Here is a 23090-nt window from a genome sequence, read left to right on the forward strand (position 1 = left end):
CCCCACCCTCGCAGAGGCCGCGCCCGGCTCACGCCGGCGCACACCGCACCACCCCTGTCTGTCCCCTCACCCCCATGATCCGGACCGGCCATCCACGGTCCGCACCCCACCCTCACAGGAGACAACCACATGGATTCCGGCAGAGCGGCTCTCGGCACCACGTCCTCCTCCGGCATGTCCCGGCGTTCCCTGCTGCGCGCGATCGGCACGGCCGGTGTCGGCACGGCCGCGGCCGGCTTCCTCGGCGCCTGCGCCCCCGGCACCTCCAGCACACCGACCGCGCTGGCCTCCGCCTCGCCGTCCTCGGTCAGTGGCAGCGCCACCCTCTGGTTCAACGACGACGACCTGCTGAAGGTCTTCCGCACCGTGGTCCCCTCGTTCACCGCCAAGTACCCCAAGGCCTCGGTGAAGCTGGTCGGCGTGGCGATCGACACCAAGCTCGCCCCGGCGCTGATCTCCGGCGCGGGCGTCCCGGACGGCTCGTTCCTCAGCGACGGCAGCGTGCTCGGCCAGGCCGCCCACCTGACCGACCTGACCAGCCAGATGGCCCCCTACCGGGCCGACACGGTGCAGTACAAGCTGGATACCAACACCGTCGACGGCAAGCTGGTCGGCATCCCCTGGGACACCGACCCCGGCCTGCTCTACTACCGCGAGGACGTCCTCTCCGCCGCCAAGGTCGACCCGGCATCGCTCACCTCCTACGACGCGCTGCTGGACGCGGCCCGGCAGATCAAGGCCGCCAATCCCAAGGCCCAGCCGATCCCGCTGGAGCAGGACCCCAACCTGGCCACCCAGTGGCTGATGATGCTGGTCAACCAGCAGCAGGGCACCGGCCTGGTCGACGCGGACGGTAAGCTCACCATCGACACCGACGCCTACCGCAAGGCGCTGACCTGGATCAAGGCCGTCGCCGACGAGGGCCTGGGGGCGCGCAGCAAGTTCGCCGGCTCGGCCCAGATCGCCCAGGCGGATGGCGGCACGGTCTCCCTGGTGCCGTGGGCCATCTGGTACAACTTCCTGATCCAGAGCTCCTTCAAGAAGAGCGTCGGCCACTGGCGGGTCTCCCAGCTGCCGGCCTGGACCACCGGCGGAGCCCGCTCCGGCGTGATGGGCGGCAGTTCCTTCGTGATCCCGGCCAAGTCGGCCAACCCCGAGGTGGCCTGGCGCTTCTACGAGCACGCCGTGTACAGCCCGGAGGGCTACCGCGCGGTCTTCGGCAGCAACGCCGTCTACCCCAGCGGCCTCAACACCGCGCTGCCCTCGGTGAAGTCGGCGCTGAACGGGACCTCGCTGTTCAAGCCGCTGGCCGGGCTGGGCAGCACCTCGCTGTGGGAGGTGGGCACCAAGGCCTCGCTGGCCATCCCGGCCGGCTACCGCATCCCCTCCTGGTTCGACCAGGCCGCCACCACCTACCTGGGCGCGAACCTGCAGAAGCTGATGGACGGGAAGATGAGCGTCGACGACGTCATCAAGAAGTCCGTCTCCGACATCCAGACCAACCTGGTCGACCGGTCGTAGGCAGACAATGGCAAACCTCACCTGGAAGGCCGCTGCAGCAAAGCCTGCGGCGGCCCCGGCCCCGGCCCCGGCCCCGAACTCGGACTCCGGGCCGGTCAAGCGGAACCGCCGCCGACTGCCCCGCGAATGGTGGGTCGGCTACCTGCTGGTCGCCCCCTTCTTCCTGCTCTTCGTCGCCTTCACCGCCTACCCGATGATCTACGCGCTGGAGCTCAGCTTCAGCAACTGGCACGGAGCCGGGGCACTGCGCTGGGTGGGCTGGTCCAACTACACCTACCTGCTGACCAACCACGACTTCTGGTCCTCGCTGGGCAACTCGGGGGTGATGTGGCTGCTGATCGTCCCGGCCCAGACCCTCGGGGCGATCGCGGCGGCCAGCGTGCTGACCCGGTCCCGGCTGAAGTTCAAGAAGACCCTGCGCACCGTCGTCATCCTGCCGTACGTGACACCGCTGGCGGCCATGGCGCAGGCCTTCATCCTGATCTTCGACACCGACTTCGGCGCCGTGAACGCGGTGCTGAAGTTCCTGGGAGGCCCGCAGGTCGGCTGGCTGACCACCACCACCTGGTCCAAGCCCAGCATCGCCCTGTTCATCATGTGGAAGACCAGCGGCTTCGCCCTGATCATCATGCTGGCGGCGGTCCAGGGCATCCCGCCGGAGGTCTACGAGGCCTCGGCGCTGGACGGGGCCGGTCCGATCCGCACCTTCTTCTCGGTGACCGTCCCGCTGATGCGGCGCTCTATCGGGTTCTTCGTAGTGGTCTCCACCCTGGGCATCTCGCAGATGTTCCTGGAGCCCTTCATGATCACCAAGGGCGGTCCGTACAACAGCTCCACCACCTCGGGGGAGTACCTCTACGGCCATATCGCCTCGTCCGACCTGGGCACCGGTGCGGCCAACTCCTTCCTCCTGGTGCTGCTGGTGTTCCTGCTCTCGCTGGGCGCGGTGCGCGTCCTTCGCTCCAAGGAGGACTGAGCGAACCATGACCACCGATACCCACGTTCTCGCCGGAACCCACGCGGGGACCACCCGCCGACCCACCCCGTTCCAACGGCTCGGCCGCTTCGGCGGCTACGCGGCGATGCTGCTGGCGGCACTGGTCTTCCTCTACCCGCTGCTCTGGATGGTCGGCTCCTCCTTCAAGCCCGGCGCGAGCATCCTCAACGACCCGCTCGGCTTCAACCCCTTCCACGCCACGCTGCGCAACTGGACCGGGATGTTCGACAACATCCCGGTGCTGCGGGCGCTGGCCAACACCGCGATCGTGGTGGTGTTCAAGGGCGGGCTGCTGCTGGTGCTCAGCCCGCTGGCCGGCTACGGCTTCGCCAAGTTCGACTTCCCGTTCAAGGAGGCGCTGTTCGGACTGGTGCTGCTGACGCTGATGCTGCCGACCCTGGTGCTGATCATTCCGCTGCTGCTGGAGATGAGCCAGCTGAACTGGGTCAACTCCTACCAGGCGCTGATCCTCCCGGGCGCGGTGGACGCGTTCAGCGTGTTCTGGATGCGGCAGACGATCAGTCAGATCCCGGACGAGCTGCTGGACGCGGCCAGGATCGACGGCTGCGGACCGCTCCGCGCGTTCCGCTCGGTGATCGTCCCGGTGCTGCGGCCCAGCCTCGCGGCGCTGGCGGTGCTGTCGCTGTTCAACATCTACAACGACCTGGTCTGGCCCATCGTCGCGATCAACGACCAGTCGCACGAGACGCTCGCCGTGCTGCTGGCCGGGCTGACCTCCGATGTCAGCGGCGGGCAGTCGGGCGTCAGCAGCGCCGACCTGTGGGGGCAACTGATGGCGGCCTGCACCTTCGCCACCGTGCCGACGGTGCTGCTGTTCGTCTTCCTGCAGCGGCACTTCATCCGCGGCCTGCTCGCCGGCAGCAGTCGCTGACCTGCCGCCCCTGACCGCCACCTCCACCACTCCCAACGAACGAGGGAACGACCCACCCGTGCACCGACTTCCCGGAAACCAGCGGCAGCATGCCCAGCTCACCGTCCATCCCCTGTTCGAGATCGGCGAGATCGACCCCCGCGTCTTCGGCAGCTTCGTGGAGCACATGGGTCGCTGCCTCTACACGGGCATCTTCGAGCCGGGCCACCCCGCGGCCGACGCATCCGGCTTCCGCGCGGACGTGGCCGAGCTGATCCGCGAGCTCGGGGTCACCGTGGTCCGCTACCCGGGCGGCAACTTCGTCTCCGGTTACGACTGGCGCGAGGGGATCGGCCCGGTCGCCGACCGGCCCACCCGCCTCGACCTGGCCTGGCGCTCGATCGAGCCCAATCTGGTCGGCCTGGACGAGTTCCTGCCGTGGGCCGGATCGCTCGGCCTGGAACCGGTGATGGCCGTCAACCTCGGCACCGCCGGGACCCTGGAGGCGGCGCAGCTGGTGGAGTACTGCAACCTCGCCGCCGGCACCACCCTGGCCCGCGAGCGGGCCGCCAACGGGCAGACCGACCCGTACGGCATCCGAACCTGGTGCCTGGGCAACGAGATGGACGGCCCCTGGCAGATCGGCCACACCACGGCCGCCGAGTACGGCCGCCGGGCGGCTGAGGCCGGCAAGGCCATGCGGCTGGTCGACCCCTCGATCGAACTGGTCGCCTGCGGCTCCTCGTTCCGGCACATGCCGACCTTCGGCTCCTGGGAGGCGACCGTCGCCGAACTCACCCTGGACGTGGCGGACTACATCTCCATGCACGCCTACTACGACGGCACCCAGGACCGCCGCGACTACCTGGCCTCCGGGCAGCGGCTGGAGCGGTTCATCGACGATGTGACGGCGACCTGCGACGCGGTCAGCGCCAAGCTCAACTCCGCGCGGCGGATGAAGATCTCGCTGGACGAGTGGAACGTCTGGTCCTCGGCCGCGGACTCCTCGCCGGTCGGCCAGACCCGGGAGATCTCGCACGCACCCAGGATCACCGAGGACCCCTATCTGGCCCTGGACGGGGTGGTGCTCGGCGACCTGATCATCGGCATCCTCAACCATGCCGACCGGGTGAAGATCGGCTGCCTGTCGCTGCTGGTCAACGTCAGCGCGCCGATCCTCACCGAGCCCGGCGGCGGGGTCAGCAAGCAGGCGATCTTCCACCCCTTCGCCGCCGCGGCGAAGCTGGCACGGGGCAGAGCGCTGGCCGGCCGGCTGTCCACGCCCGACTACCGCACTCCCAGCCACGGCTCCGTTCCGCAGGTGGCCACGGCGGTCACCCACGACCCCGCCACCGGGCAGACCGCGGTCTTCGCCACCAACCGCGGCACCGAGCCGATCGAGCTGACGATCGATCACACCGCCTTCGGCAGCTTCGACCTGAAGTCCGCCCGGACCCTCACCGCGGGCGACCCCCGAGCCCCTCGGGAACTGGGACTGGTGCCCCTGGTCGAGGTGGACCCGGGGTCCGCGCGGTCGACACTGCTGCTGCCGCCGGAGTCCTGGACGGTGGCCGACGGGGTGGCCACCGCATAGACAGCTATGCCGTTGTGAACTGGTTCTGCGGGCGGGGGAGGCCGTAGTGGTCGCGCAGGGTGCGGCCGGTGTAGTCGGTGCGGAACAGGCCGCGTTCCTGGAGGATCGGCACCACCTGGTCCACAAAGGCCTCCAGTCCGGACGGCAGTACCGGCGGCATGATGTTGAAGCCGTCCGCCGCGCCGCTCTCGAACCAGTGCTGGATGGTGTCGGCTACCTGGACCGGGGTGCCGGCGAAGGTGCGGTGGCCCCGTCCGCCGCCGAGTCGGGCGATCAGTTGACGTACCGTCAACCGCTCGCGGCGGCCCAGCTCCACGATCAGGGTGAAGCGGCTCTTGGCGCCTTCGATCTCATCCTCGGTCGGCAGGTCGTCCGGCAGCTCGGCGTCCAGCTCCAACTGCTCCGGGGCGACCCGCAGCAGCGCGGCGAGCTGCTGCTTGGCGTACTCGGGGAGGATCAGCCGCTCCAGTTCGGCTTCCAGTTCCAAGGCCTCGGCCCGGGTCGCGCCGATCGCCGGGACGATGCCCGGCAGGATCTTCAGGCCCTCCGGGTCCCGGCCCAGCGCCTTGGCCCTGCTCTTGAGATCCTCGTAGAAGGACTTGCCCTCCTCGAAGGTCTGCTGTGCGGTGAACACCGCCTCCGCGTAGCGGGCGGCGAAGTCCCTGCCGCTCTCACTCGAACCGGCCTGCACCAGCAGCGGGTAGCCCTGCGGGGAGCGGGGCACGTTCAGCGGTCCGTCCACCCGGAAGTACTTACCGGCGTGGCCGGTGGCGAAGACTCTGCCCGACTCGGCGTGGACGCCGCGCTCCTTGTCGCCCACGATCGCGTCGTCGGCCCAGCTGTCCCAGAGCCGGGTGGAGACCTCCAGGAACTCGGCAGCGCGCTCATAGCGGTCCCGGTGCAGCGGACTGTCGTCCAGGCCGAAGTTGCGGGCCGCGTCCGCTCCCGCCGTGGTGACGATGTTCCAGCCGGCCCGGCCGCCGGAGACATGGTCCAGCGAGGCGAACCGGCGGGCCAGGTTGTACGGCTCGTTGTAGCTGGTGGACGCGGTGGCGATCAGGCCGATCCGACTGGTCGCCCCGGCCAGTGCCGTCAGCAGCACCGTCGGCTCCAGTTGCCCGCTGGGCCTGCGCCCCGGGTCGCCGAACTGGACCGGGCTGTCCGCGAGGAACAGCGAGTCCAGCTTGCCGCGCTCGGCGATCCGGGCCAGGTTCCGGTAGTGCTCGACGTCCGTGTGGGCCAGCGGATCGCTCTGCGGCAGCCGCCAGGCCGCCTCGTGGTGCCCGACGCTCATCAGGAACGCGTTGAGATGGAGCCGGCGGGGGTTCTGCTGGGTCATCGGGACTCTCCGTCCGTTGCGGTCCGTTGCGGTCCGTTGCGTTCTGCCGTCCGTGGCGCCTCGGCGCGCGACGAAGTACCCGGGGAGAAGCCACCCGGGAATTCAGGGGAATCGGCCGTGTTCCTGCTTCCGGCCCTGACGGCGAGGCTAGCAGCGGTCTGAGTTCCCGGCGGAGTTAATTCCACCGCTGGAACAAACATTGCCGACGCCGTGCGGGCCCGGTTAGGGTCGGACCATGAACCCGATGGAGCACCTCGAAGAGCAGGCGCACCGCGCCGGCCTCGGTGCCGCGCGATGTCGTCGCCGCTGTCGGCCTTTCTGTCGCTGAACCGGCCCCGACCTGCGTTGATTCAGACCCGCCCTCGGCCGATTCGGCCGGCCGGTCGCTGCCGTCCCTCTTCTCGCCCTTCCCGTGTGCGCGCTCGGAATTGAGCACGCACGGCGATATGCACAGCACGCCATTTCCCCGCGCCGCCGTGCGCTCCTTTTCCGTGCCCGACCAGAGGAAATCCACGTGCCCAGCTCCAGAACCACACCAGCTCCCGGCCCGAACCGGCGGCTCTTTATGCAGGCGCTGCTCGGCACCGGTGCCGCTCTCGGACTGAGCGCCTGCGCCACCGCGGCAGCCAGCGGTCCCGCACTGTCCACGACCGCTGCTCTGCCGAGCTCGGTTCCGGCCGGGACCTCGCTCAAGATCGCCTCGTACCTCGGGGCCCAGCAGCTCCAACTGCAGCTCGCCGGGCTGCTGGACAACCTGCCGTTCAGTGTCGCCGGCTGGCCCAGCATCGGCGCCGGGCCCGATGTGATCAACGCCTTCCGGGCCAGGTCGCTGGACCTGGGCAACAATGCCGGCATCCCGCCGATCCAGGCGCGCTACCAGGGCTATGACGCACGCATCGTGGCCCTCGACCTGACCCGCAAGCCGACGTATGTCTTCGCCACCAAGCCGCACAGCGACATCCAGGCGGTGGACCAGTTCGCAGGCAGGAAACTGGCGTTCTCCCAGGGGCAGGCCCAAGGTGTGGTCCTGCTACGGGCGTTGAAGCAGGCGGGGCTCAAGGACTCCGACGTCACCCTGGTCCCGCTGACCAGCAATCAGTTCCTGACCGCTCTGGAGGCGGGCCAGGTCGACATCGCGCCGCTGGCCGTCTCCCAGGTGCCCGCCTATCTGAACCGCTACGGCTCGGACGGCGCCCACACCATCACCACCGACGTCGTGGACCTGCTCAACCTGCTCTGGGCGCCGGCCTCCGTGCTGGCCGACCCGGGGAAGGCGGCTGCGATCGCGGCGTTCATCCCGATCTGGGCCAAGGGGCTGGTCTGGGTGTACGAGCATCCGGACGCCTGGAACGAGGACTACTACGTCAAGACCCAGAACATCTCCCCCGCCCAGGCCAAGCAGGTCACCGCACTCAGCAACAAACCGCTCCTGCCCACGAGTTGGGCCGAAGCCATCGCCTGGGAGCAGGAGACCGTCGACCTGCTCGCAGCGGGCGGCTTCGTGAAGTCCTTCAAGGCCGATGTGCTGTTCGACCGCCGCTTCGAGCATCTCGCGGCAGCCGCCGTCCCCGCCCAGTATCGGAGCTGAACCCCGTGACCGACACCGTAACCGGCGCCGTCTCCGGCACCCTCGCTCCACCGGCCGCCGTCCCTGGCACTCCGGTCCGCCGCTCCTCCGCCCCGCCCGGTACGGTGGTCCGCCACCGCACCCGGCGGCTGGCGCCTGGACGGCGCCTGCCCTACTCCCGCCTGGCGGGCCCGCTGCTGCTGCTCCTGGTCTGGTCGCTCGGCAGCGTCACCGGCGTCGTCGATCCCCGGGTGCTGCCCGCGCCGTGGACGGTCGTGCACACCGGAGCCCACCTCTGGGTGTCCGGCACCCTGCGCACCGACATCGCCACCTCGCTCTGGCGGGCCGCCCAGGGCTTCGCCATCGGCCTGACCGTCGGCGTCGTGCTGGCCCTGGTGGCCGGCCTCAGCCGGACCGGTGAGGCGCTGATCGACGGCACGGTGCAGATCAACCGCTCGGTGCCGACACTCGGGCTGATCCCGCTGTTCATCCTCTGGTTGGGGATCGGGGAGACCTTCAAGGTGGCGATCATCGCGATCGTCGTCTACATCCCGATCTACCTCAATCTGTACTCGGCCCTGGCCGGCATCGACACGCGCTACGTCCAACTGTCCGAAGTGCTGCGGCTGAGCCGGTGGCAGTTCATCCGACAGGTCGTCATACCCGGCTCGCTGCCCGGCTTCTTCGTCGGCCTGCGGCTCGGGGTGACCGGTTCCTGGCTCTCGCTGGTGGTGCTGGAGCAGATCAACGCCACCAACGGCCTCGGCTACATGATGTTCCAGGCCCAGAACTACGGCCAGACCGACGTGATCGTCCTCGGTCTGCTGATCTACGGCATCTTCGGCTTCGTCTCGGACTCCGTGGTCCGACTTCTCGAACGGAGGGTGCTGGCATGGCGGCACTCCTTGAGCAGCTAGCCCCCTCGTCCTCGGTCCGCATCGGTGGACTGACCCGCAGCTTCGGTGAACGGGTGGTCCTGGACGGCGTCGACCTGGAGATCCCGCCGGGCCAGTTCGTGGCCCTGCTCGGCCACAGCGGTTCCGGCAAGAGCACGCTGCTGCGGGCCATCGCCGACCTCGACCACGGGGCGAGCGGATCCGGTGAGCTGCTGGCGCCCGAGCGGGTCTCGGTGGTCTTCCAGGACTCCCGGCTGCTGCCTTGGCGCCGTGTCCTGGACAACGTCGTCCTCGGCGCCCGGGGAAAGGACGACGAGGGCAGGAACCCCGTCGAGCGCGGCCTCGCGGCCCTGGCCGAGGTCGGCCTGGCCGGCCGCGAGCGGGCCTGGCCCAGCCAGCTCTCGGGCGGTGAGCAGCAACGCGCGGCACTGGCCCGCTCACTGGTCTGGGAGCCGGAACTGCTGCTGGCCGACGAGCCGTTCGGCGCCCTCGACGCGCTCACCCGGATCAGGATGCACACCCTGCTGCGCGAACTGTGGGAGCGCCACCGCCCCTCGGTGCTGCTGGTCACCCACGACGTGGACGAGGCGGTCGTGCTGGCCGACCGGGTCCTGGTGCTCGACGGGGGCCGCTTCAGCCTGGACCTGACCATCGGCCTGGACCATCCGCGCTCCTACCGCGATCCCCGTCTCGCCGAGTACCGCGAGCAGTTGCTCAGTGCTCTCGGCGTCGACCAGGACGACAACCATCCTGCCAAGGAGGCAACGGCATGACCATCACGGAAAGCAGTACCGGCACCGCCACCGCGATCACCGTACGCAAGGTCACCGGACGGATCGGCGCCGAGATCAGCGGTGTCGACCTCTCCCGCGAGCTGGACCCCGGGACGGTGGCCGCGCTGCGGACCGCCGTCAACGAGCACAAAGCGCTGGTCTTCCGCGACGTGCACCTCGACGACGCCGGCCAGGAACGCTTCGCCCGCAGCTTCGGCGAGCTCACCACCGCGCACCCCACCGTCCCGGCCCAGGAGGGCGCTCCGAACGTGCTGCCGGTCGACAGCGAGCAGGGCCGGGCCAACCACTGGCACACCGACGTCACATTCGTCCTCAACCCGCCGCAGCTGAGCACCCTGCGCTCGATCGTGATCCCGCCCTACGGCGGCGAGACCCTGATCGCCAACTCCGCCGCGGCCTACCGCGACCTCCCGGCCCCGCTGCGCGCCTTCGCCGACACCCTCTGGGCCGTCCACACCAACGACTACGACTACGCCGTCCCGCAGGAGGGCCTGGACGAGGAGGCGCGGGAGCGCCGGTCGGTCTTCACCTCGATCACCTACGAGACCGTCCACCCGGTGGTCCGGGTGCACCCGCTGACCGGCGAGCGCGGCCTGTTCATCGGCGGCTTCGCCCAGCGCATCGTCGGCCTGTCGGCCGCCGAGTCCCGGGACGTCCTGCGCCTGCTCCAGTCCTACGTCACCCGCCCGGAGAACGTGCTCCGCTGGCGCTGGGAACCCGACCAGCTGGTGCTCTTCGACAACCGCATCACCCAGCACTACGCCGTCGACAACTACGACGACCAGCCCCGCCGCCTCAACCGCGTCACCGTCGCCGGCGACGTCCCGGTCGGCCCCGACGGCTCCAAGAGCCACTCGGTGAAGGGCGACGCCTCGCACTACACGCCGCTGCCGTAACAGCGAGGTCAGCGAGCCCCGCCCGCCGGCTCTCGCCGGCGGGCGGGGCTCATGCGTTGGCGCCGAGCCGACGGGCGAGGTGGACGGTGATGTCGGCGGCGATGCCGACGGTCTCCGGCAGCACCTGCACGATCCGGTCGAAGACCTGCTCCCGCACCGGGTCGGGCAGTTGCAGATAGGCCGAGACGGTGGACAGATAGCCGACGAACTCGTGGGCGGTCATGGTGAACCGGCGTTCGATCACCGTCTGTCGGACATCGCCGAACCACTCGGAGCGTTGCAGTTCGGTGCCCGGCCACTGCATCGCCTGCTCCGGAGGCGTCCCGTCCGGGGAGGGAACGTCGTCGCTCTCCAGGAACGGCGCGCGGGCCGCGCGCACGGCCTCCTCCACCGCGGGGTCGGCCAGCTCGACCGGGCCGCCGACGCAGGCGAACACACCACCCGCTTCCAGCAGCGCGGCCATCCGCGACCAACGGCCCTCCGGTTCGGTCCAGTGCAGCGCCGCCGCCGCATAGACCAGCCCGTACGTCTCACCGGGCCGAAGGTCCTCGAACGCGGCCTGCACCGTCCTGACGCCCGTCGGCACCCGCTTGCGCAGCTCGGCGAGCATGGCCCCGTCCGGCTCGGTCGCGGTGACGGCGACGCCCCGTTCGGCGAACAGGCGTGTTGCCTTCCCGGTCCCGGCGCCGATCTCCAGAGCGGTCCGGACCGGACGGCCGGCGTACTCCGTCACCGTGTCGAAGAGCTCCGCGCCGTACCCCGGTCGAAACCGCTCATAGGCTTCCGCCATCACCCCGAAGCTCAACGCGCGACCAGACATGGTGAGCATCCTGGCACGGGCTGCGCTGCGGGTGCCCGATCTCAGCGTCAGAGACCCAGATCGGGGCCGAAGACCTCGTAGTGGACGGACTCGGCCGGGACGCCGGCGGCCAGCAGCTGGCTGCGGGCCGAGGTGAGGAACGGGACCGGGCCGCAGAGGTAGGCGACGGCCTGGTCAGGGACGGTGACCGCGGTCAGGTCCAGGTAGCCGGGGTGGACGGCGGCCTGGCCGTCCCGGTGCTCGTCGCCCTGGTCGGGCTGCTCGTACCAGAGGTCCAGGGTGGCCTGCGGCAGCTTGCCGACCAGGTCGTCGACCCGGCCGCGGAAGGCGTGCGCGGCGGGGGAGCGGTCGGCGTGCAGGACCGCGACCCGGCGATCGGAGCCCTGTTCGGCCAGGTGCTCCAGCATGCCGACCATCGGGGTGATGCCGATCCCCGCGGAAGCGAGCAGGACCGGTCGGTCGCTCTCCCGGTCCAGCACCACCGGCCCGAACGGCGTCCCGGCGGTGAGCTCCGCGCCTTCGAGGACCTCGGCGTGCAGGTGACCGGACACCTCACCGGCCGGGCTGCCGTCGGCCGAATGGGCCACATCGCCCGTGCCGGCCGGAATCCGCTTCACCGCGAAGCTGAGCGTGCCGGCGCGGGAGCCGACGATGCTGTACTGGCGTATCTGCCGTGCCCCGTTCGCGAGTTCGACCTGCACCGAGAGGTACTGGCCGGGTTCGGACGCCGGGGCCGGGCTGCCGTCCACAGGGGCGACGGTGAAGACGGCGACGTCGCCGGTCTCCTCCTCGCGGCCGACCACCCGGTAGCTGCGCCAGACCTCCCCCTCCGGGAGGCCGGCCTGCCGGTAGAGCCCCGCCTCGATCGCGATCAGGGCGTTCGCCATCAGCCAGTACACCTCGTCCCAGGCCGCCGCGACCTCCGGGGTGACCGCCTCGCCGAGCACCTCGGCTATCGCCGCGAACAGGTGGGTGTGCACCACCTGGTACTGCTCCGGGCGGATGCCGAGCGAGGCGTGCTTGTGCGCGATCCGGGAGAGCAGCAGGTCAGGACGCTGCTCCGGGTGCTCCAGCAGAAAGCCCGCGAAGGCGGCGATGGAGCCGGCCAGTGCCTGGCGCTGGGTGCCGTTGGCCTGGTTGCCGCGGTTGAACAGGTCGCGCAACAGCTCGGGGTGGGCGTAGAAGAGCCTGTCGTAGAAGAGCGCGGTGATGTCTTCGATCGCCGAACCCACGGCGGGCAGGGTGGCCCGGACGGTCTCGGTCGCGGTAGCGGAAAGCATGCGGGTACTCCAGAGGATCGGTTGCTATACATTCATCTGAGATTCCAATTTGACGACGGCCGACTCCGTTGTCGGCGCCGCGGGATCAGCCGTTGGAACGGGTCGCGCCCAGCCCCAGCAGTACCGGTCCGGCCGGTCCGGAGACCAGGTCGTCGATGGTCAGCGGGTCGAGGGCGGCGTAGAAGGCGTCCTGGGCGTGACGCAGGGCGCCGCGCAGTCTGCACTCGTTGCGCAGCGGGCAGGGCGGCGAGTCCTCGCAGCCCACCACGTCACCGACCCCTTCCAGCTCTCGGACCAGGCGTCCGAGCGAAGTGTCCCGCCCGACGGCGGTGATTCTCAGCCCGCCGCCGACCCCTCGCCGGGTCTCCACGACGCCGAGGGCGCGCAGCCGGGCCACCAGTTTGGCGGTGTGGCTGTAGGGCACCCCCATGGCGTCGGCCACCGTGCGGGTGGTCGGCTCCTCCTGCTCGGGCGGCCGTACGGCCAGGTACATGGCGATGCGCAGGGCGATGTCGGTCGCCTTGGTCAAACGCATCCCGGTCACCTCGCCTTGTGGAATCTCAGATGTGAATATACCCTCCGCAGTTGTCGGTCCGGTCGGGGGGTGCCCTCCGCGAGGGCGCTCAGGAGCGGCGACCAGGCTTGCCGCGCTTCCCGGGCTTGGGCTTGCCGGACCCGGACCCGGTGCGGGGGCGCCCGCCGCCGCCTGCCGCCCGGCCGGCCGCGCCGCCCTTCTGCCGGCGCCTGTCGCCCGCCTTGCCGCCCCCTCCGTCGCTCCCCGCTCTGTCGCGCTGCTTCTGCTGCTTGGGCTGCGGCGGGGTCTCCGCGCGGCCGCGGGTGCTGTTGACGGTCCGGCCGCGGACGATCCCGATGAACTCCTCCACCAGGTCCGTGGTGGCGGCCTCCGGCCAGGCCAGCGCCACCTGCGACTGGGGCGCGTCGGTCACCGGGCAGTAGGTCAGGTCCTTGCGGTGGTGCAGCCGGGCCAGTGACTGGGGGACGACCAGCACCCCGATGCCGGCGGCGACCAACTGGATCGCGTCCGCCGTGGTGGCGGGCCGCTCCTTCGCGGGCTGTCCGGGACGCGTCTCCCACTCCAGCACCTCGTCCAGGGGGTGCAGCACGAGGCACTCGGCCAGCTCCCCGGCGGTCACCTCGGCGGCCTCGGCCAGCGGGTGCTCCCTGGGGACGACGACGACCGTGGTCTCCAGGTAGAGCGGGATGGCGCTGAGCACGGTCCGGTCGACCGGGAGCCGGACCAGCCCGGCGTCCGCGTCGCCCTGGCGCAGGGCCGGGGTCCCCTCGGCGGCGGGGACCTGGACCAGGCTGAGCGGCACCTGCGGCATCCGTTCCTTCCAGACGTTCACCCACTTGGTGGGGGTCACTCCTGGTACGTATGCCAGCCGGAACGGGGAGGTCACCTGCGTGTCTGTCACCCGGCCAGATTACCGGCCGTGACCGGGGCGGACCCTCGCGCTGGTTACCCTTGACCCTATGACGACGCTCAAGCCGAAGACGCCCCAGACCATGAAGCCCGCGACCGCGGCGAAGAAGCTGGGTGTCCACCTCCAGGCCACTCCTGCCGAATTCCAGGAGGGCGTCGTCTCCCGTGACGAGCTCAACGCCCTGCAGGCCGACCCGCCGCAGTGGCTGGCGGACCTGCGCCGCAACGGGCCGCATCCCCGCCCGGTCGTCGCCGACAAGCTCGGAGTGTCCATCTCGGGCCTGGCCCGGGGCGGCGTCACCGAGGCGCTCACCACGGAGCAGATCGACGCGCTGAAGGCTGAGAACCCGTTGTGGCTGCAGCATGAGCGGGCAACCCAGGCGGAGGTCCGCAAAGAGGCCGTCCGGATCAAGGAGAAGCACAAGCAGGACGCCGAGAAGCGGCGGGACCGCGCCGAGTAGGGGGCGCCGGGCGGACGGCTCCAAGATCGGCGCGGGGGCCGACGTCAAACAGTTGGTATAAACCACTGCGACACCCATTGACGCGTGAGCATGCCAAGGTCGATAGTTCCCTCAGATCTCCTTGAGAGCGCTCTCACGGCGGCACCCCCCTGCCGTCCCCGCTTCGGAACAGCGCTGTGCTCCGCCGTCCCCACGCGGCAGTCCGCGGCGCGACCTTGGGAGTCACTGATGACCAGCACAAGCGCCCCGGATCCGCGCTCCCCACGGCGCGGATTCTCCCTGCTCAGGTTCCTGCGCCGGACCCGCGCCACCGTGGTGGTGGCGACCGTCGCCCTGGTCGCGGCCTACATGACCTTCCCCACCGCCGCCCAGGCGGTCACCGTGCCCGGGCCGCCGGCCGGGTGGAGCACGGCGTTCAGCGACAGCTTCGCCGGCGCCTCCGGCAGCGCCCCGTCCTCCTCCAACTGGATCTACGACACCGGCCCCGGCTCCAACTTCGGGACCGGCGAGATCGAGACCATGACCAACTCGACCAGCAACGTCCACCTGGACGGCAATGGTCACCTGGACATCACCGCGATCAACAACGGCGGCAACTGGACCTCGGGACGGATCCAGACGCCGAGCGCCAACGTCGGCGCCCCGGCCGGGGGCAAGCTGGAGGTCACCGCGTCGATCCAGCAGCCGAACCCGGGCAACGGCCTGGGCTACTGGCCCGCCTTCTGGATGCTGGGCCCGGGCCAGTGGCCCGAGAACGGCGAGATCGACATCATGGAGGACGTCAACGCGCTCTCCCAGGTGGCCGGCACCATCCACTGCGGCACCTACCCCGGCGGGGTGTGCAACGAGGGCAACGGCATCGGCAGCGGGCTGCGGGCCTGCTCCGGCTGCCAGACCGGGTACCACACCTACTCGATGATCCTGGACCGCACCAACACCTCGGCCGAGTCCATCACCTGGTACCTGGACGGCACCCAGTACTTCAGCGTGAGTGAGGGTCAGGTCGGCACCTCGACCTGGCAGGCGGCCTTCGACCACAACCTCTCGATCATCTTCGACCTGGCCATGGGCGGCGGGTTCCCCAACGGGGTCTGCGGCTGCACCAGCCCCAGCTCGTCCACCAGCTCCGGCGGGACGATGAGCATCGGCTATGTGGCCGCCTACACCACCACCGGCGGGGGCACCACCCCGTCCGGCAGTGCGGTCACCGGCTACAACGGCCTGTGCCTGGACGACCGTTCGGCCAGCACCGCCAACTTCAACCCGGTCCAGGTCTACACCTGCAACGGCACCGCCGCGCAGCAGTGGACCTTCGTCCAGGCCGGCACCACCCTGCATGTGCTGGGGAAGTGCCTGGACGTCAACGGGGGCGGCACCGCCAACGGCACGACGGTGGACCTCTACGACTGCAACAACACCGGGTCCCAGGTCTGGATACCCCAGTCCAACGGGGAGCTCTACAACCCGCAGTCCAACAGGTGCCTGGACGACACCGGCTACGGCGGCTCGGGCACCCAGGTGCAGATCTGGGACTGCGCCGGCACCGCCAACCAGATCTGGCACCTGCCGTCCTGACGGAACATCAGAAAGCCTGCACCAGGCCGTGAAGCCGTGACGACCGGCGCCCTCCGAGAACCGGTGGGCGCCGGTCAGCGTTCCACCGGCGGCCCGCCGGGCCCCGCCGGTGGGCTACTTCCTCAGCCGAGCAGCCGAAGCCGGGTGCCCGCGACGCCGACCCGGACGACCTGGCCCCAGGTCAGTTCCAGGGCGTCGGCCTCGATGCCGTCGCCGAAGGCGACCAGGCGGTCCGACTCCACGGTGAGCGAGAGCCGGTGGCCCCGGGCGAGCAGGCCCTGGACCTGGTCGGTGCCGGTGGTGGGGGAGGGCCAGGCCTCGCGGACGAACCAGGCCAGCTCCGGGTCGGCGGGACCGGGCAGCCGCAGGGTGCTGCCGCGTTCCAGCCAGGTGGAGCGGCACCAGCCGGTCGCGCCGGTGCCCGTGCCGACCAGCACACCGGAGCTGGCCTGCCGCTCGGACGAGGCATCGGACGGGGCAGACCGGCGCTCGGGCCGGCCCCCGCCGGAGTCGCCCGCGGCGCCGGTCCGCAGGCGGTAGCGGGCGGTCTGGTGTCCCGGCTGGCCCAGGTAGATCTCATTGAGCGCCAGCAGCCGCTGGGTGTCGTCGGCGACCGCCTCCACCATGGTGCGCGGGTCCAGCCGGGCCTCGACGCCGGGTTCGACCGCGGCCCGCAGCAGCTTGGCGGCGTCGGCGCCGCGGTGGCGGACCAGCACGCCGGGGTTGCGGCCGGGCTCCGCGTCGATGCCCAGCACCGGCTGCCCGTCGAGGTACTTGGCGGCGTTGGCGACCAGCCCGTCCTGGCCCACCACGACCACCACGTCGTCCGGGGCGAACAGGAACCGGGACAGGTCGGCCCGCTCCACCCGGGCGTGCCGCCAGTCCGCCGGGACCGCCCCCGCCACCTGGGCCAGCACCTCCTCGGTGAGCCGGTGCCGCCGCTCGACCTCGCCGATCTCCCGGCCCCGGGTGCGCAGGAAGAACTCAGCCTGGCCCCGGGTGCTGTGACGGTCGATCAGCTCCTGGTACTCGGTCCGCCGGTGGACCAGCACGGCGCGCGGGGCCAGGCTCATCGGGCCAGCCTGCCCAGCAGGTCGGTGAGCAGGTCCGGGGTGAGCGTCAGATGGTCCACCTTGGGCAGGTTGCCGGCCAGCTCGATCAGCGCCAGGGCGTGCAGCACTGCCGGGTCGACCTGCTGGTGCGCGGCCAGCCGGTCCGCCTCGGCGGCGGCCGTGGCGGCGCCGACGGTGCGTACCGCCTCGGCCTCCGCGGTGGCCATGGTGGTGCGCCGGCCGGCCTCCGCCTGGGTGCGGACGGCCGCCGCCGCGGCCTCCTCCTCGGCCTGGCGGCGCGCGTTGGCGCCCTGCTGGGCGACCAACTGCTCCTCGCGGCGCGCGAGTTCGATCCGGCTCTCCAGTTCGTTCTCGGAGATGGCCCGCTCGTTCTCGACCGCCACGGCGCGGCGCTCGAAGGTGGCCCGGTCCGCCTCCTGCTGGATCTGCTCCCTGGCCGGGGTGCGCAGGGCCCGCTCCACCTCGGGCTCCGGACGCAGCGCGACCACCCGTACCGCGATGACCTCGAGGCCGGTCTCGGCCAGCCGGGGCTCGGCGGCCAGGCCCTCGGCCATCCGGGCCCGCACCGCGGCGACACCGTCCACCAGTGCATCGGCCAGCGCGGTACGGGCCAGCAGGTGCAGCGCGTGCTGCTGGGCGGTCTCGGTGAGCAGCGAACCGATCTGCTCCAGCGGCGCGGCCCGCCACACCCCGGTGTCCGGGTCGATGCCGAAGTCGAGGCGGGTGGCGGCGGCCGCCGGGTCGGTGATCCGGAAGGTGACCGTGGCCTGGACGGTGACGTCCTGGAAGTCGGCGGTGCGGCCGTGGAAGAGCATGGCCAGTTCGCGGTCGTCCACCGGCACCTCGGACAGGGCGGCGGTCAGCGGCCGGAACCAGAAGGCGATGCCGGCGCCCTCGTGGGCCATCTCGCCGCGGCGCAGGTGGCGGATGTGCGAGGTGGGTGCGGCCCGCAGGTGCCGGAACCCGAAGCGCTTGTTGATGTCGGCCATGGCGGCCCCCCTTGTCGTCAGGTAGACGATATCAGAGGGCGCCCTTTATCGTCAAGGTGACCAAATGGGGCGGTGGGGCAGTCCGGAAGCGGGCCCGGCCATCAGTCCAGCAGTCAGCCCCGGCCGTCAGCCCAGCAGTTGGCGCAGCAGCCGCTCGTCGCCGACCGACAGCGACTCGACGAAGCGGGACAGCACGGCCGCCCGGTCCGGGGCGGACTCCAGCTCGCGGCGCATCCGGCGGGCCGTCAGTCCGTGGCTGTCGGCCACCGGCGCGTAGGCGTAGGCCCTGCCCTGCTTGTCCCGCGTCAGCAGGCCCTTGTCGTGCATCCGGGAGAGCACGGTGACCACGGTGGAGTACGCCAGGGTGCCGCCGAGCCGCCGCAGCACCTCGCCGGGCACCAGCGGCTCCCGGGCGGCCAGCAGCAGGTCCAGGACCTCGGCCTCCAGTGCCCCCAGCGGCCGCCGCTCGGTCGTGGCCCCGGTGCTGTCTGTGCCGTCCACCAGTTGGTTCCCCGTCGCCCATCGTCTACAGTCCACTAGAACTTCTACGAGTTCGTAGAAGCTTGAGTGTGCCACGCTGTCCGGGCGCTGTGCACCACGCCGACCGACCACCGCCAGCCACGTTGACCCCGGAGCAAGGCCATGCCCGAGATACCCAGCAACCGCCGCGGCTCCACCGGGACGCGAGGGCCGAGCGGTCCGAACGCGCCGGGTGGATCCCGCCGTGCGGACGGCCGCAGCCGAGGTCCCGCTCCCGCTGCCGGTCCGGCTGCAGGTCCGCGGTCGGGCGGCGGTCGCGGAGCCGGCGGCCGGGCCCCGGCGCCGGCCCCGCGCGGTGCCAGGGCGTTCGCGGTCCGCATCGGCGAGCTCTCGGTGCTCGCCCTGGTGGTGCTGCCGTTCGCACTGATCGTCGGCGGCGGGCTGCTCGCGCTGGTCCTCGTGCTGCTGACCGACTTCGGCTGAGCCGCGTGGCCGAAGCGATAAGGTGACGGTGGTGTGCCGGGAAGTCTGGTCGGCCCGGGTACGTACCGTGCGCTCCGCCGCGGTGGCCCGGTGGTGAGCTGGGGTTCCCGACATGCGCGCAGTGGGCACGATCCTCGTCCTGGTGGTGCTGGCGACCGTGGTGGCCACCGGCGCGCGCCGCTGGCGCATCCCCGCCCCCTCCATGCTGGTACTGGCCGGGCTGGCGGTGGCCCTGATACCCGGCACCCCGGCGCTGCACATCCCCCCGCAGACCATCGCCCTGGTGGTGCTGCCGCCGCTGCTCTACGCCTCGGCCGAGGAGATGTCGATGCGCGACCTGCGGCTGGTCTGGCGGCCGGTGACGGTGCTGGCACTGGGCCTGGTGCTGGCCTCCGCGGCGGCGGTCGGCGCGCTGGCGATCGCGGTGACCGGGCTGCCGGTGCCGATGGCGTTCGTGCTGGGCGCGGTGCTGGCCAGCACCGACCCGGTCGCGGTCACCGCGCTGGGGCGGCGGCTGGCGCTGCCCGGCCGGGTGCAGGTGCTGGTGCAGGCCGAGAGCCTGTTCAACGACGCCACCTCGCTGGTGCTGTTCAAGGTGGCGGTGGGGGTGGCCGTGGCCGGCACGGCGGTGGACTGGCCGCACGCCGGGGGTGAGTTCCTGCTGCTGGCCGGCGGCGGCGCGGCGGTGGGCGCGGCCGTCGCGGCGGGGGTGGCCGTGGTCCGCCGGCGCACCGCGGACCCGGTGCTGGAGACCGTGGTCTCCCTGGTCACCCCCTACAGCGCGTACGTCCTGGCGGAGAGCGTGCACACCTCGGGGGTGACCGCGGTGGTGGTGGCCGGGGTGGTGCTGGGGCGCTCCGGGCACAAGCTGAGCGACGCCAGGATCCGGCTGCAGCTGCAGGCCGTGTACGGGGTGGTGGTCTTCCTGCTGGAGAGCGTGGTCTTCGCGATCGTCGGCCTGGAACTGCCCACCCTGGTACGGGAACTGCCCGGCGGCACCAGCTGGTGGCCGCTGCAGGCACTGGCGGTCGCCGCCCTGCTGATCGGGTTGCGGGTGCTGTGGGTGCTGCCGCTGACCGCGGTGGTCAAACCGGTCGGCGCGGCCGCTTCCTGGCGGGTCGCGGCCGTGGTCACCTGGGCCGGGACCCGGGGGGTGATGCCGCTGGCCGCCGCGCTGTCGATCCCGCTGGCCGCCGCGGACGGCTCGGCGTTGCCCGGGCGGCCGCTGGTGCTGGTGCTGACCACCGCCGTGGTGGTGGCCACCCTGGTGGCCCAGGGGCTGAGTCTGGCGCCGCTGGTGAACCGTAGCGGCATCGCCCTGGAGCCCGAGCACACGGCCCGGGAGGAGGCCCGCACCCGGCGCCGGCTGGTGGGCGTCGGGCTGGAGCACCTGGACCAGCTCGCCGACCTCGACGCCGCCCCCGCCGCCGCCCTGGAACAGGCCCGCCGGACCCTGGACGCCCGGCTCCGGCACGAGCAGCAGGAGGCGGGCGACCAGGGCGGCGGCTCGGTCCTGGTGACCTACCGTCAGATCCGACGCGAGGTCATCGCTCTCCAAGGCAGCGAACTCCGCCGCCTCTACGAGGACCACCAGATCAGCGACACCACCCGGCGTCACCTCCAGTACGACCTCGACCGCGAGGAGTCCGCCCTCGCCGAGGGCCCGTGACACCGGGCCCTCGGCGCGGACGGACGCGGTCAGGGCTGCTGGGTGAGCAGATGGGCCTGGAAGCCCTGGCCGTAACTGGAGGTCGGGGTGCCGGCCCAGTCGGTGATCAGGTCGTTGCCGCTGCTCGCACACACGCCCCAGGGGTTCCAGGTCCAGGCCGTGTACCCGACGCCGTTGGCGTCGGCCCAGGCCATCACCTGGTCGATGTAGTCGTGGGCGCAGGAGTTCTGGCCGATCTCGCCGGCCTGCACCGGGACCTGCGCGGCGACAGCACCGATGGTGCTGTTCCAGCAGGTGGTGGTCACGCAGCCGTTGAAGTTGTAGGAGTGCCAGGAGGCCATCAGATCGCCGGTGGGGTCGACCGGCTTGTAGGCGAGCCACTGGCTGAGGTCGTTGGTCCAGGTCAGCCCGCCGGTCATGATCACGTTGTCGGCGCCGGTGGCGCGCACCGCGTCGACCAGGGTCTGCATTCCGGCGACCTGGTAGCCGATGCCGGTGCAGGTGCCTCCGTCGCGCAGGCAGGTCCAGGCCTCGGTGGCGTCGGCGAAGCCGTTGGCCGCGTCCGGGTAGGGCTCGTTGAACAGGTCGAACAGGACCGCGTCGTCGCCCTTGAACGCGCTTGCCACCTGGGTCCAGAAGGTCGGGGTGTACTGCATGTCGGGCATCGGCTTCTGGCAGGTCGCCTTGACATCCGAGCAGCCCGCACCGGACCCGGTGTACTGGCCGTAGGTCCAGTGCAGGTCGAGGACCACATTGATGCCGTTGGCCACCAGCAGGTTCACATAGTCCTTGACGGCCTGCTGGTACGCGGCGCCGCTGGTCCCGCCCGCGGGCACGTCGCCGGTGCCCAGCCAGCACTCCTCGTTCAGCGGGATGCGCACGGCGTGGATGTTCCAGGTCTTCATCGCGTCGACGGTGGCCTGGTCGGCCGGCCCGTCCCACATCCCTTTGCCCTGGATGCAGGCGAACTCGCCGCTGGACCGGTTGACGCCCAGCAGTCGGTAGTCGGCGCCGGTGGAGGTGACCAGGCGGTTGCCGGACACGTGCAGGGCGGGGGCGGCCGAGGTGGGCGGCGTGCCCGTACCGGTCGGGGTGGGTGTCGGTGTCGGCGACGCGGTCGGGCCGGCCCCGCCGCAGACGACGCCGTTGACCGTGAAGGCCGTCGGCGCGGTGTTGGCGCCGCTGTAGCTGAAGTTGGCGGCGGGACTGACGGTGCCGCCGGAGGCGACCGCGGCGTTCCAGGACAGGCTGCTGACCGTCACGTTCCTGCCGGACTGGGTCCAGGTCCCGTTCCACCCGGACGACAGCGCCTGGTTGCCGGTGTAGGAGTACCCGAGGGTCCAACTGGTCCAGGCGGAACCCAGGTTGGTGATGGTGACACTGGCGGTGAAGCCGCTGCCCCAGTCGTTGGTCACGGCGTAGGTCGCCTGGCACTGCACCCCGGCCGCCTGGGCGGCTCCGGGCAGGGCCACCAGGGCTCCCGCCACGAGTGCCACCGCGGCCGTCGCGACGGCGACGGTGGCGGCCCGGGTCCGCTGTAACCGGAGGTGAAGGCCGGAGAGACGCATGGCAGGGCTCCTGACGCTGGGTCGACTGACTTCGGCGTCCGGACCGTAGGCCCGGCGTCGGAGGCCGCGCCAGATCGGCGCCGGTGCGGGCGGAGAACGCGCAGGTGCCGCCGCTGCGTCGGAGGACTGTGGATTGAAAGTTTCGGCAGGCCGTGAGCGGTGGGACGTCCACCACCGTTTCTCCGCATAAATCACACACAAGTGATCTGTCAGATCATGTGCAGGTCACCCTAGGCTGCAGGGATATCCTCTGGGCCGTACGCTCAGCACCCCTGCACGGAAGTCCCCATGAACTACTGTTCGACCTGCCGGCGCCGGCTCAACGGTGCACTGAACTGCCCGGGATGCGGACGTCCGGCTGAGGAACTGCCGCCGGAGCTGGCCACCAGGCAGGTCGTCGCAGACCCGGAGCGGCCCGGCGCCGATCTGTCCCTCGTCGCCCCGCCCCTCGTGGACCCGCCCGTCGCCGAGCCGCCTGCCTCCGAGCCGCCCGTCGTGGACCCGCCAGTCGTGGATCCGTCCGTTGTGGATCCGGCCGCGGGTGACCGGCCCACGACGGAGCTGGTGATCCGGGAGCCCACCTCGGTGCTGCTCTACGGCGAGCGTTCGGCGGGCGACATCCCCGCGCGGATGTCCGCCGGGCCGAGACGCGGAAGACGGCGGTCCCGCTCGCGCGGCACCAGGATGCTGGCGTTCAGCACGGCGGGCGTGCTGGCCGTCGGCGGCCTCGGGCTGCTCGCGGTCAGCACCGGTATGGGCGACTCGCCCCCCGT

The 23090-nt window shown here is 71.2% G+C and carries 22 protein-coding genes; 13 read left to right on the forward strand and 9 right to left on the reverse strand.

Features of this window, described 5'->3' with window-relative positions; genetic code table 11:
• The first annotated feature begins 129 nt into the window (after nt 1–129).
• The 4 genes from TR46_RS00785 to TR46_RS00800 are packed head-to-tail and all read left to right on the forward strand — an operon-like array spanning nt 130 to nt 4983.
• On the forward strand, nt 130–1521 hold the full coding sequence (locus TR46_RS00785) for an ABC transporter substrate-binding protein (protein ID WP_042391889.1): 1392 nt from the start codon (nt 130–132) through the stop codon (nt 1519–1521).
• 7 nt (nt 1522–1528) lie between these two features.
• A complete protein-coding gene (locus TR46_RS00790) occupies nt 1529–2497 on the forward strand; it encodes a carbohydrate ABC transporter permease (protein ID WP_042391891.1) in 969 nt (322 codons plus the stop codon).
• Nucleotides 2498–2504: 7 nt separating this feature from the next.
• The gene (locus tag TR46_RS00795; protein ID WP_052432473.1) at nt 2505–3410 is read left to right on the forward strand and encodes a carbohydrate ABC transporter permease; all 906 of its coding nucleotides are present in this window, start codon (nt 2505–2507) and stop codon (nt 3408–3410) included.
• Between the two features lie 58 nt (nt 3411–3468).
• A complete protein-coding gene (locus tag TR46_RS00800) occupies nt 3469–4983 on the forward strand; it encodes an alpha-N-arabinofuranosidase (protein WP_042391893.1) in 1515 nt (504 codons plus the stop codon).
• A gap of 4 nt (nt 4984–4987) precedes the next feature.
• Here the strand turns inward: TR46_RS00800 and TR46_RS00805 are convergent, their stop codons facing one another.
• Nucleotides 4988–6322 (reverse strand): LLM class flavin-dependent oxidoreductase, encoded by a 1335-nt coding sequence (locus TR46_RS00805; protein WP_042391896.1) that lies wholly within the window; start codon nt 6320–6322, stop codon nt 4988–4990.
• Between the two features lie 514 nt (nt 6323–6836).
• On the opposite strand from TR46_RS00805, the gene TR46_RS00810 reads away from it, so the two are divergent.
• From TR46_RS00810 to TR46_RS00825, 4 genes are all read left to right on the forward strand, one after another.
• Nucleotides 6837–7910, forward strand: coding sequence for an ABC transporter substrate-binding protein (locus TR46_RS00810; protein WP_042391898.1), 1074 nt, complete (start codon nt 6837–6839; stop codon nt 7908–7910).
• 104 nt (nt 7911–8014) lie between these two features.
• Nucleotides 8015–8806 (forward strand): ABC transporter permease, encoded by a 792-nt coding sequence (locus tag TR46_RS00815; RefSeq protein ID WP_042392213.1) that lies wholly within the window; start codon nt 8015–8017, stop codon nt 8804–8806.
• Entirely contained in the window at nt 8782–9558 is a 777-nt protein-coding gene (locus TR46_RS00820) for an ABC transporter ATP-binding protein (protein ID WP_042391900.1), read from the forward strand. The genes TR46_RS00815 and TR46_RS00820 overlap by 25 nt, the downstream gene beginning before the upstream one ends.
• A complete protein-coding gene (locus TR46_RS00825; protein ID WP_042391903.1) occupies nt 9555–10475 on the forward strand; it encodes a TauD/TfdA dioxygenase family protein in 921 nt (306 codons plus the stop codon). The genes TR46_RS00820 and TR46_RS00825 overlap by 4 nt, the downstream gene beginning before the upstream one ends.
• Before the next feature lie 49 nt (nt 10476–10524).
• Here TR46_RS00825 and TR46_RS00830 read toward each other — a convergent pair whose 3' ends face one another.
• The 4 genes from TR46_RS00830 to TR46_RS00845 form a co-directional block, all read right to left on the reverse strand.
• A complete protein-coding gene (locus TR46_RS00830; RefSeq protein WP_236655158.1) occupies nt 10525–11265 on the reverse strand; it encodes a class I SAM-dependent methyltransferase in 741 nt (246 codons plus the stop codon).
• A gap of 77 nt (nt 11266–11342) precedes the next feature.
• Complete coding sequence (locus TR46_RS00835) at nt 11343–12575, reverse strand: globin domain-containing protein (protein ID WP_042391908.1); 1233 nt, start codon at nt 12573–12575, stop codon at nt 11343–11345.
• A gap of 85 nt (nt 12576–12660) precedes the next feature.
• Nucleotides 12661–13110: an RrF2 family transcriptional regulator gene (locus tag TR46_RS00840; protein ID WP_042392215.1), complete on the reverse strand. Its 450-nt coding sequence runs from the start codon at nt 13108–13110 to the stop codon at nt 12661–12663.
• Between the two features lie 88 nt (nt 13111–13198).
• Complete coding sequence (locus TR46_RS00845) at nt 13199–14011, reverse strand: LysR family substrate-binding domain-containing protein (RefSeq protein WP_042391911.1); 813 nt, start codon at nt 14009–14011, stop codon at nt 13199–13201.
• Nucleotides 14012–14069: 58 nt separating this feature from the next.
• Here TR46_RS00845 and TR46_RS00850 point away from each other — a divergent pair, with 58 nt between their 5' ends.
• On the forward strand, nt 14070–14480 hold the full coding sequence (locus tag TR46_RS00850; protein ID WP_042391913.1) for a DUF5997 family protein: 411 nt from the start codon (nt 14070–14072) through the stop codon (nt 14478–14480).
• Between the two features lie 228 nt (nt 14481–14708).
• Nucleotides 14709–16055: a ricin-type beta-trefoil lectin domain protein gene (locus TR46_RS42020; protein WP_042391914.1), complete on the forward strand. Its 1347-nt coding sequence runs from the start codon at nt 14709–14711 to the stop codon at nt 16053–16055.
• Nucleotides 16056–16177: 122 nt separating this feature from the next.
• Here the strand turns inward: TR46_RS42020 and TR46_RS00860 are convergent, their stop codons facing one another.
• The 3 genes from TR46_RS00860 to TR46_RS43885 all read right to left on the reverse strand — a co-directional run bounded on the left by TR46_RS00860 (nt 16178) and on the right by TR46_RS43885 (nt 18618).
• Nucleotides 16178–17128, reverse strand: coding sequence for an inorganic polyphosphate kinase (locus TR46_RS00860; protein ID WP_042391916.1), 951 nt, complete (start codon nt 17126–17128; stop codon nt 16178–16180).
• The gene (locus TR46_RS00865) at nt 17125–18117 is read right to left on the reverse strand and encodes an SPFH domain-containing protein (protein WP_042391918.1); all 993 of its coding nucleotides are present in this window, start codon (nt 18115–18117) and stop codon (nt 17125–17127) included. Before TR46_RS00865 ends, TR46_RS00860 begins: the two co-directional genes overlap by 4 nt.
• 126 nt (nt 18118–18243) lie before the next feature.
• Nucleotides 18244–18618: a BlaI/MecI/CopY family transcriptional regulator gene (locus TR46_RS43885; RefSeq protein ID WP_152626240.1), complete on the reverse strand. Its 375-nt coding sequence runs from the start codon at nt 18616–18618 to the stop codon at nt 18244–18246.
• 141 nt (nt 18619–18759) lie between these two features.
• On the opposite strand from TR46_RS43885, the gene TR46_RS43890 reads away from it, so the two are divergent.
• Both TR46_RS43890 and TR46_RS00880 read left to right on the forward strand, forming a co-directional pair.
• Nucleotides 18760–19080: a hypothetical protein gene (locus tag TR46_RS43890; protein WP_042391921.1), complete on the forward strand. Its 321-nt coding sequence runs from the start codon at nt 18760–18762 to the stop codon at nt 19078–19080.
• Nucleotides 19081–19192: 112 nt separating this feature from the next.
• A complete protein-coding gene (locus TR46_RS00880; RefSeq protein ID WP_042391923.1) occupies nt 19193–20749 on the forward strand; it encodes a Na+/H+ antiporter in 1557 nt (518 codons plus the stop codon).
• 29 nt (nt 20750–20778) lie between these two features.
• Here TR46_RS00880 and TR46_RS00885 read toward each other — a convergent pair whose 3' ends face one another.
• Nucleotides 20779–22317, reverse strand: coding sequence for a cellulase family glycosylhydrolase (locus TR46_RS00885; protein ID WP_042391925.1), 1539 nt, complete (start codon nt 22315–22317; stop codon nt 20779–20781).
• Between the two features lie 288 nt (nt 22318–22605).
• Between TR46_RS00885 and TR46_RS42025 the strand changes: the two genes are divergently transcribed.
• Nucleotides 22606–23090: SCO2400 family protein (locus tag TR46_RS42025; RefSeq protein ID WP_042391927.1), on the forward strand; the 485-nt coding region annotated here is incomplete at its 3' end.

Source organism: Streptacidiphilus carbonis (assembly GCF_000787775.1).
Taxonomy (GTDB): domain Bacteria; phylum Actinomycetota; class Actinomycetes; order Streptomycetales; family Streptomycetaceae; genus Streptacidiphilus; species Streptacidiphilus carbonis.

What these genes read in the sequence shown, in the direction of transcription:
- TR46_RS00805 (WP_042391896.1), bottom strand. Translation starts at nt 6,322, where the DNA reads ATGACCCAGCAGAACCCCCGCCGGCTCCATCTCAACGCGTTCCTGATG.
- TR46_RS00860 (WP_042391916.1), bottom strand. Translation starts at nt 17,128, where the DNA reads ATGAGCCTGGCCCCGCGCGCCGTGCTGGTCCACCGGCGGACCGAGTAC.
- TR46_RS42020 (WP_042391914.1), top strand. Translation starts at nt 14,709, where the DNA reads ATGACCAGCACAAGCGCCCCGGATCCGCGCTCCCCACGGCGCGGATTC.
- TR46_RS00825 (WP_042391903.1), top strand. Translation starts at nt 9,555, where the DNA reads ATGACCATCACGGAAAGCAGTACCGGCACCGCCACCGCGATCACCGTA.
- TR46_RS00865 (WP_042391918.1), bottom strand. Translation starts at nt 18,117, where the DNA reads ATGGCCGACATCAACAAGCGCTTCGGGTTCCGGCACCTGCGGGCCGCA.
- TR46_RS00880 (WP_042391923.1), top strand. Translation starts at nt 19,193, where the DNA reads ATGCGCGCAGTGGGCACGATCCTCGTCCTGGTGGTGCTGGCGACCGTG.
- TR46_RS00785 (WP_042391889.1), top strand. Translation starts at nt 130, where the DNA reads ATGGATTCCGGCAGAGCGGCTCTCGGCACCACGTCCTCCTCCGGCATG.
- TR46_RS00885 (WP_042391925.1), bottom strand. Translation starts at nt 22,317, where the DNA reads ATGCGTCTCTCCGGCCTTCACCTCCGGTTACAGCGGACCCGGGCCGCC.
- TR46_RS00835 (WP_042391908.1), bottom strand. Translation starts at nt 12,575, where the DNA reads ATGCTTTCCGCTACCGCGACCGAGACCGTCCGGGCCACCCTGCCCGCC.
- TR46_RS00795 (WP_052432473.1), top strand. Translation starts at nt 2,505, where the DNA reads ATGACCACCGATACCCACGTTCTCGCCGGAACCCACGCGGGGACCACC.
- TR46_RS00830 (WP_236655158.1), bottom strand. Translation starts at nt 11,265, where the DNA reads ATGGCGGAAGCCTATGAGCGGTTTCGACCGGGGTACGGCGCGGAGCTC.
- TR46_RS00850 (WP_042391913.1), top strand. Translation starts at nt 14,070, where the DNA reads ATGACGACGCTCAAGCCGAAGACGCCCCAGACCATGAAGCCCGCGACC.
- TR46_RS00820 (WP_042391900.1), top strand. Translation starts at nt 8,782, where the DNA reads ATGGCGGCACTCCTTGAGCAGCTAGCCCCCTCGTCCTCGGTCCGCATC.
- TR46_RS00840 (WP_042392215.1), bottom strand. Translation starts at nt 13,110, where the DNA reads ATGCGTTTGACCAAGGCGACCGACATCGCCCTGCGCATCGCCATGTAC.
- TR46_RS00790 (WP_042391891.1), top strand. Translation starts at nt 1,529, where the DNA reads ATGGCAAACCTCACCTGGAAGGCCGCTGCAGCAAAGCCTGCGGCGGCC.
- TR46_RS43890 (WP_042391921.1), top strand. Translation starts at nt 18,760, where the DNA reads ATGCCCGAGATACCCAGCAACCGCCGCGGCTCCACCGGGACGCGAGGG.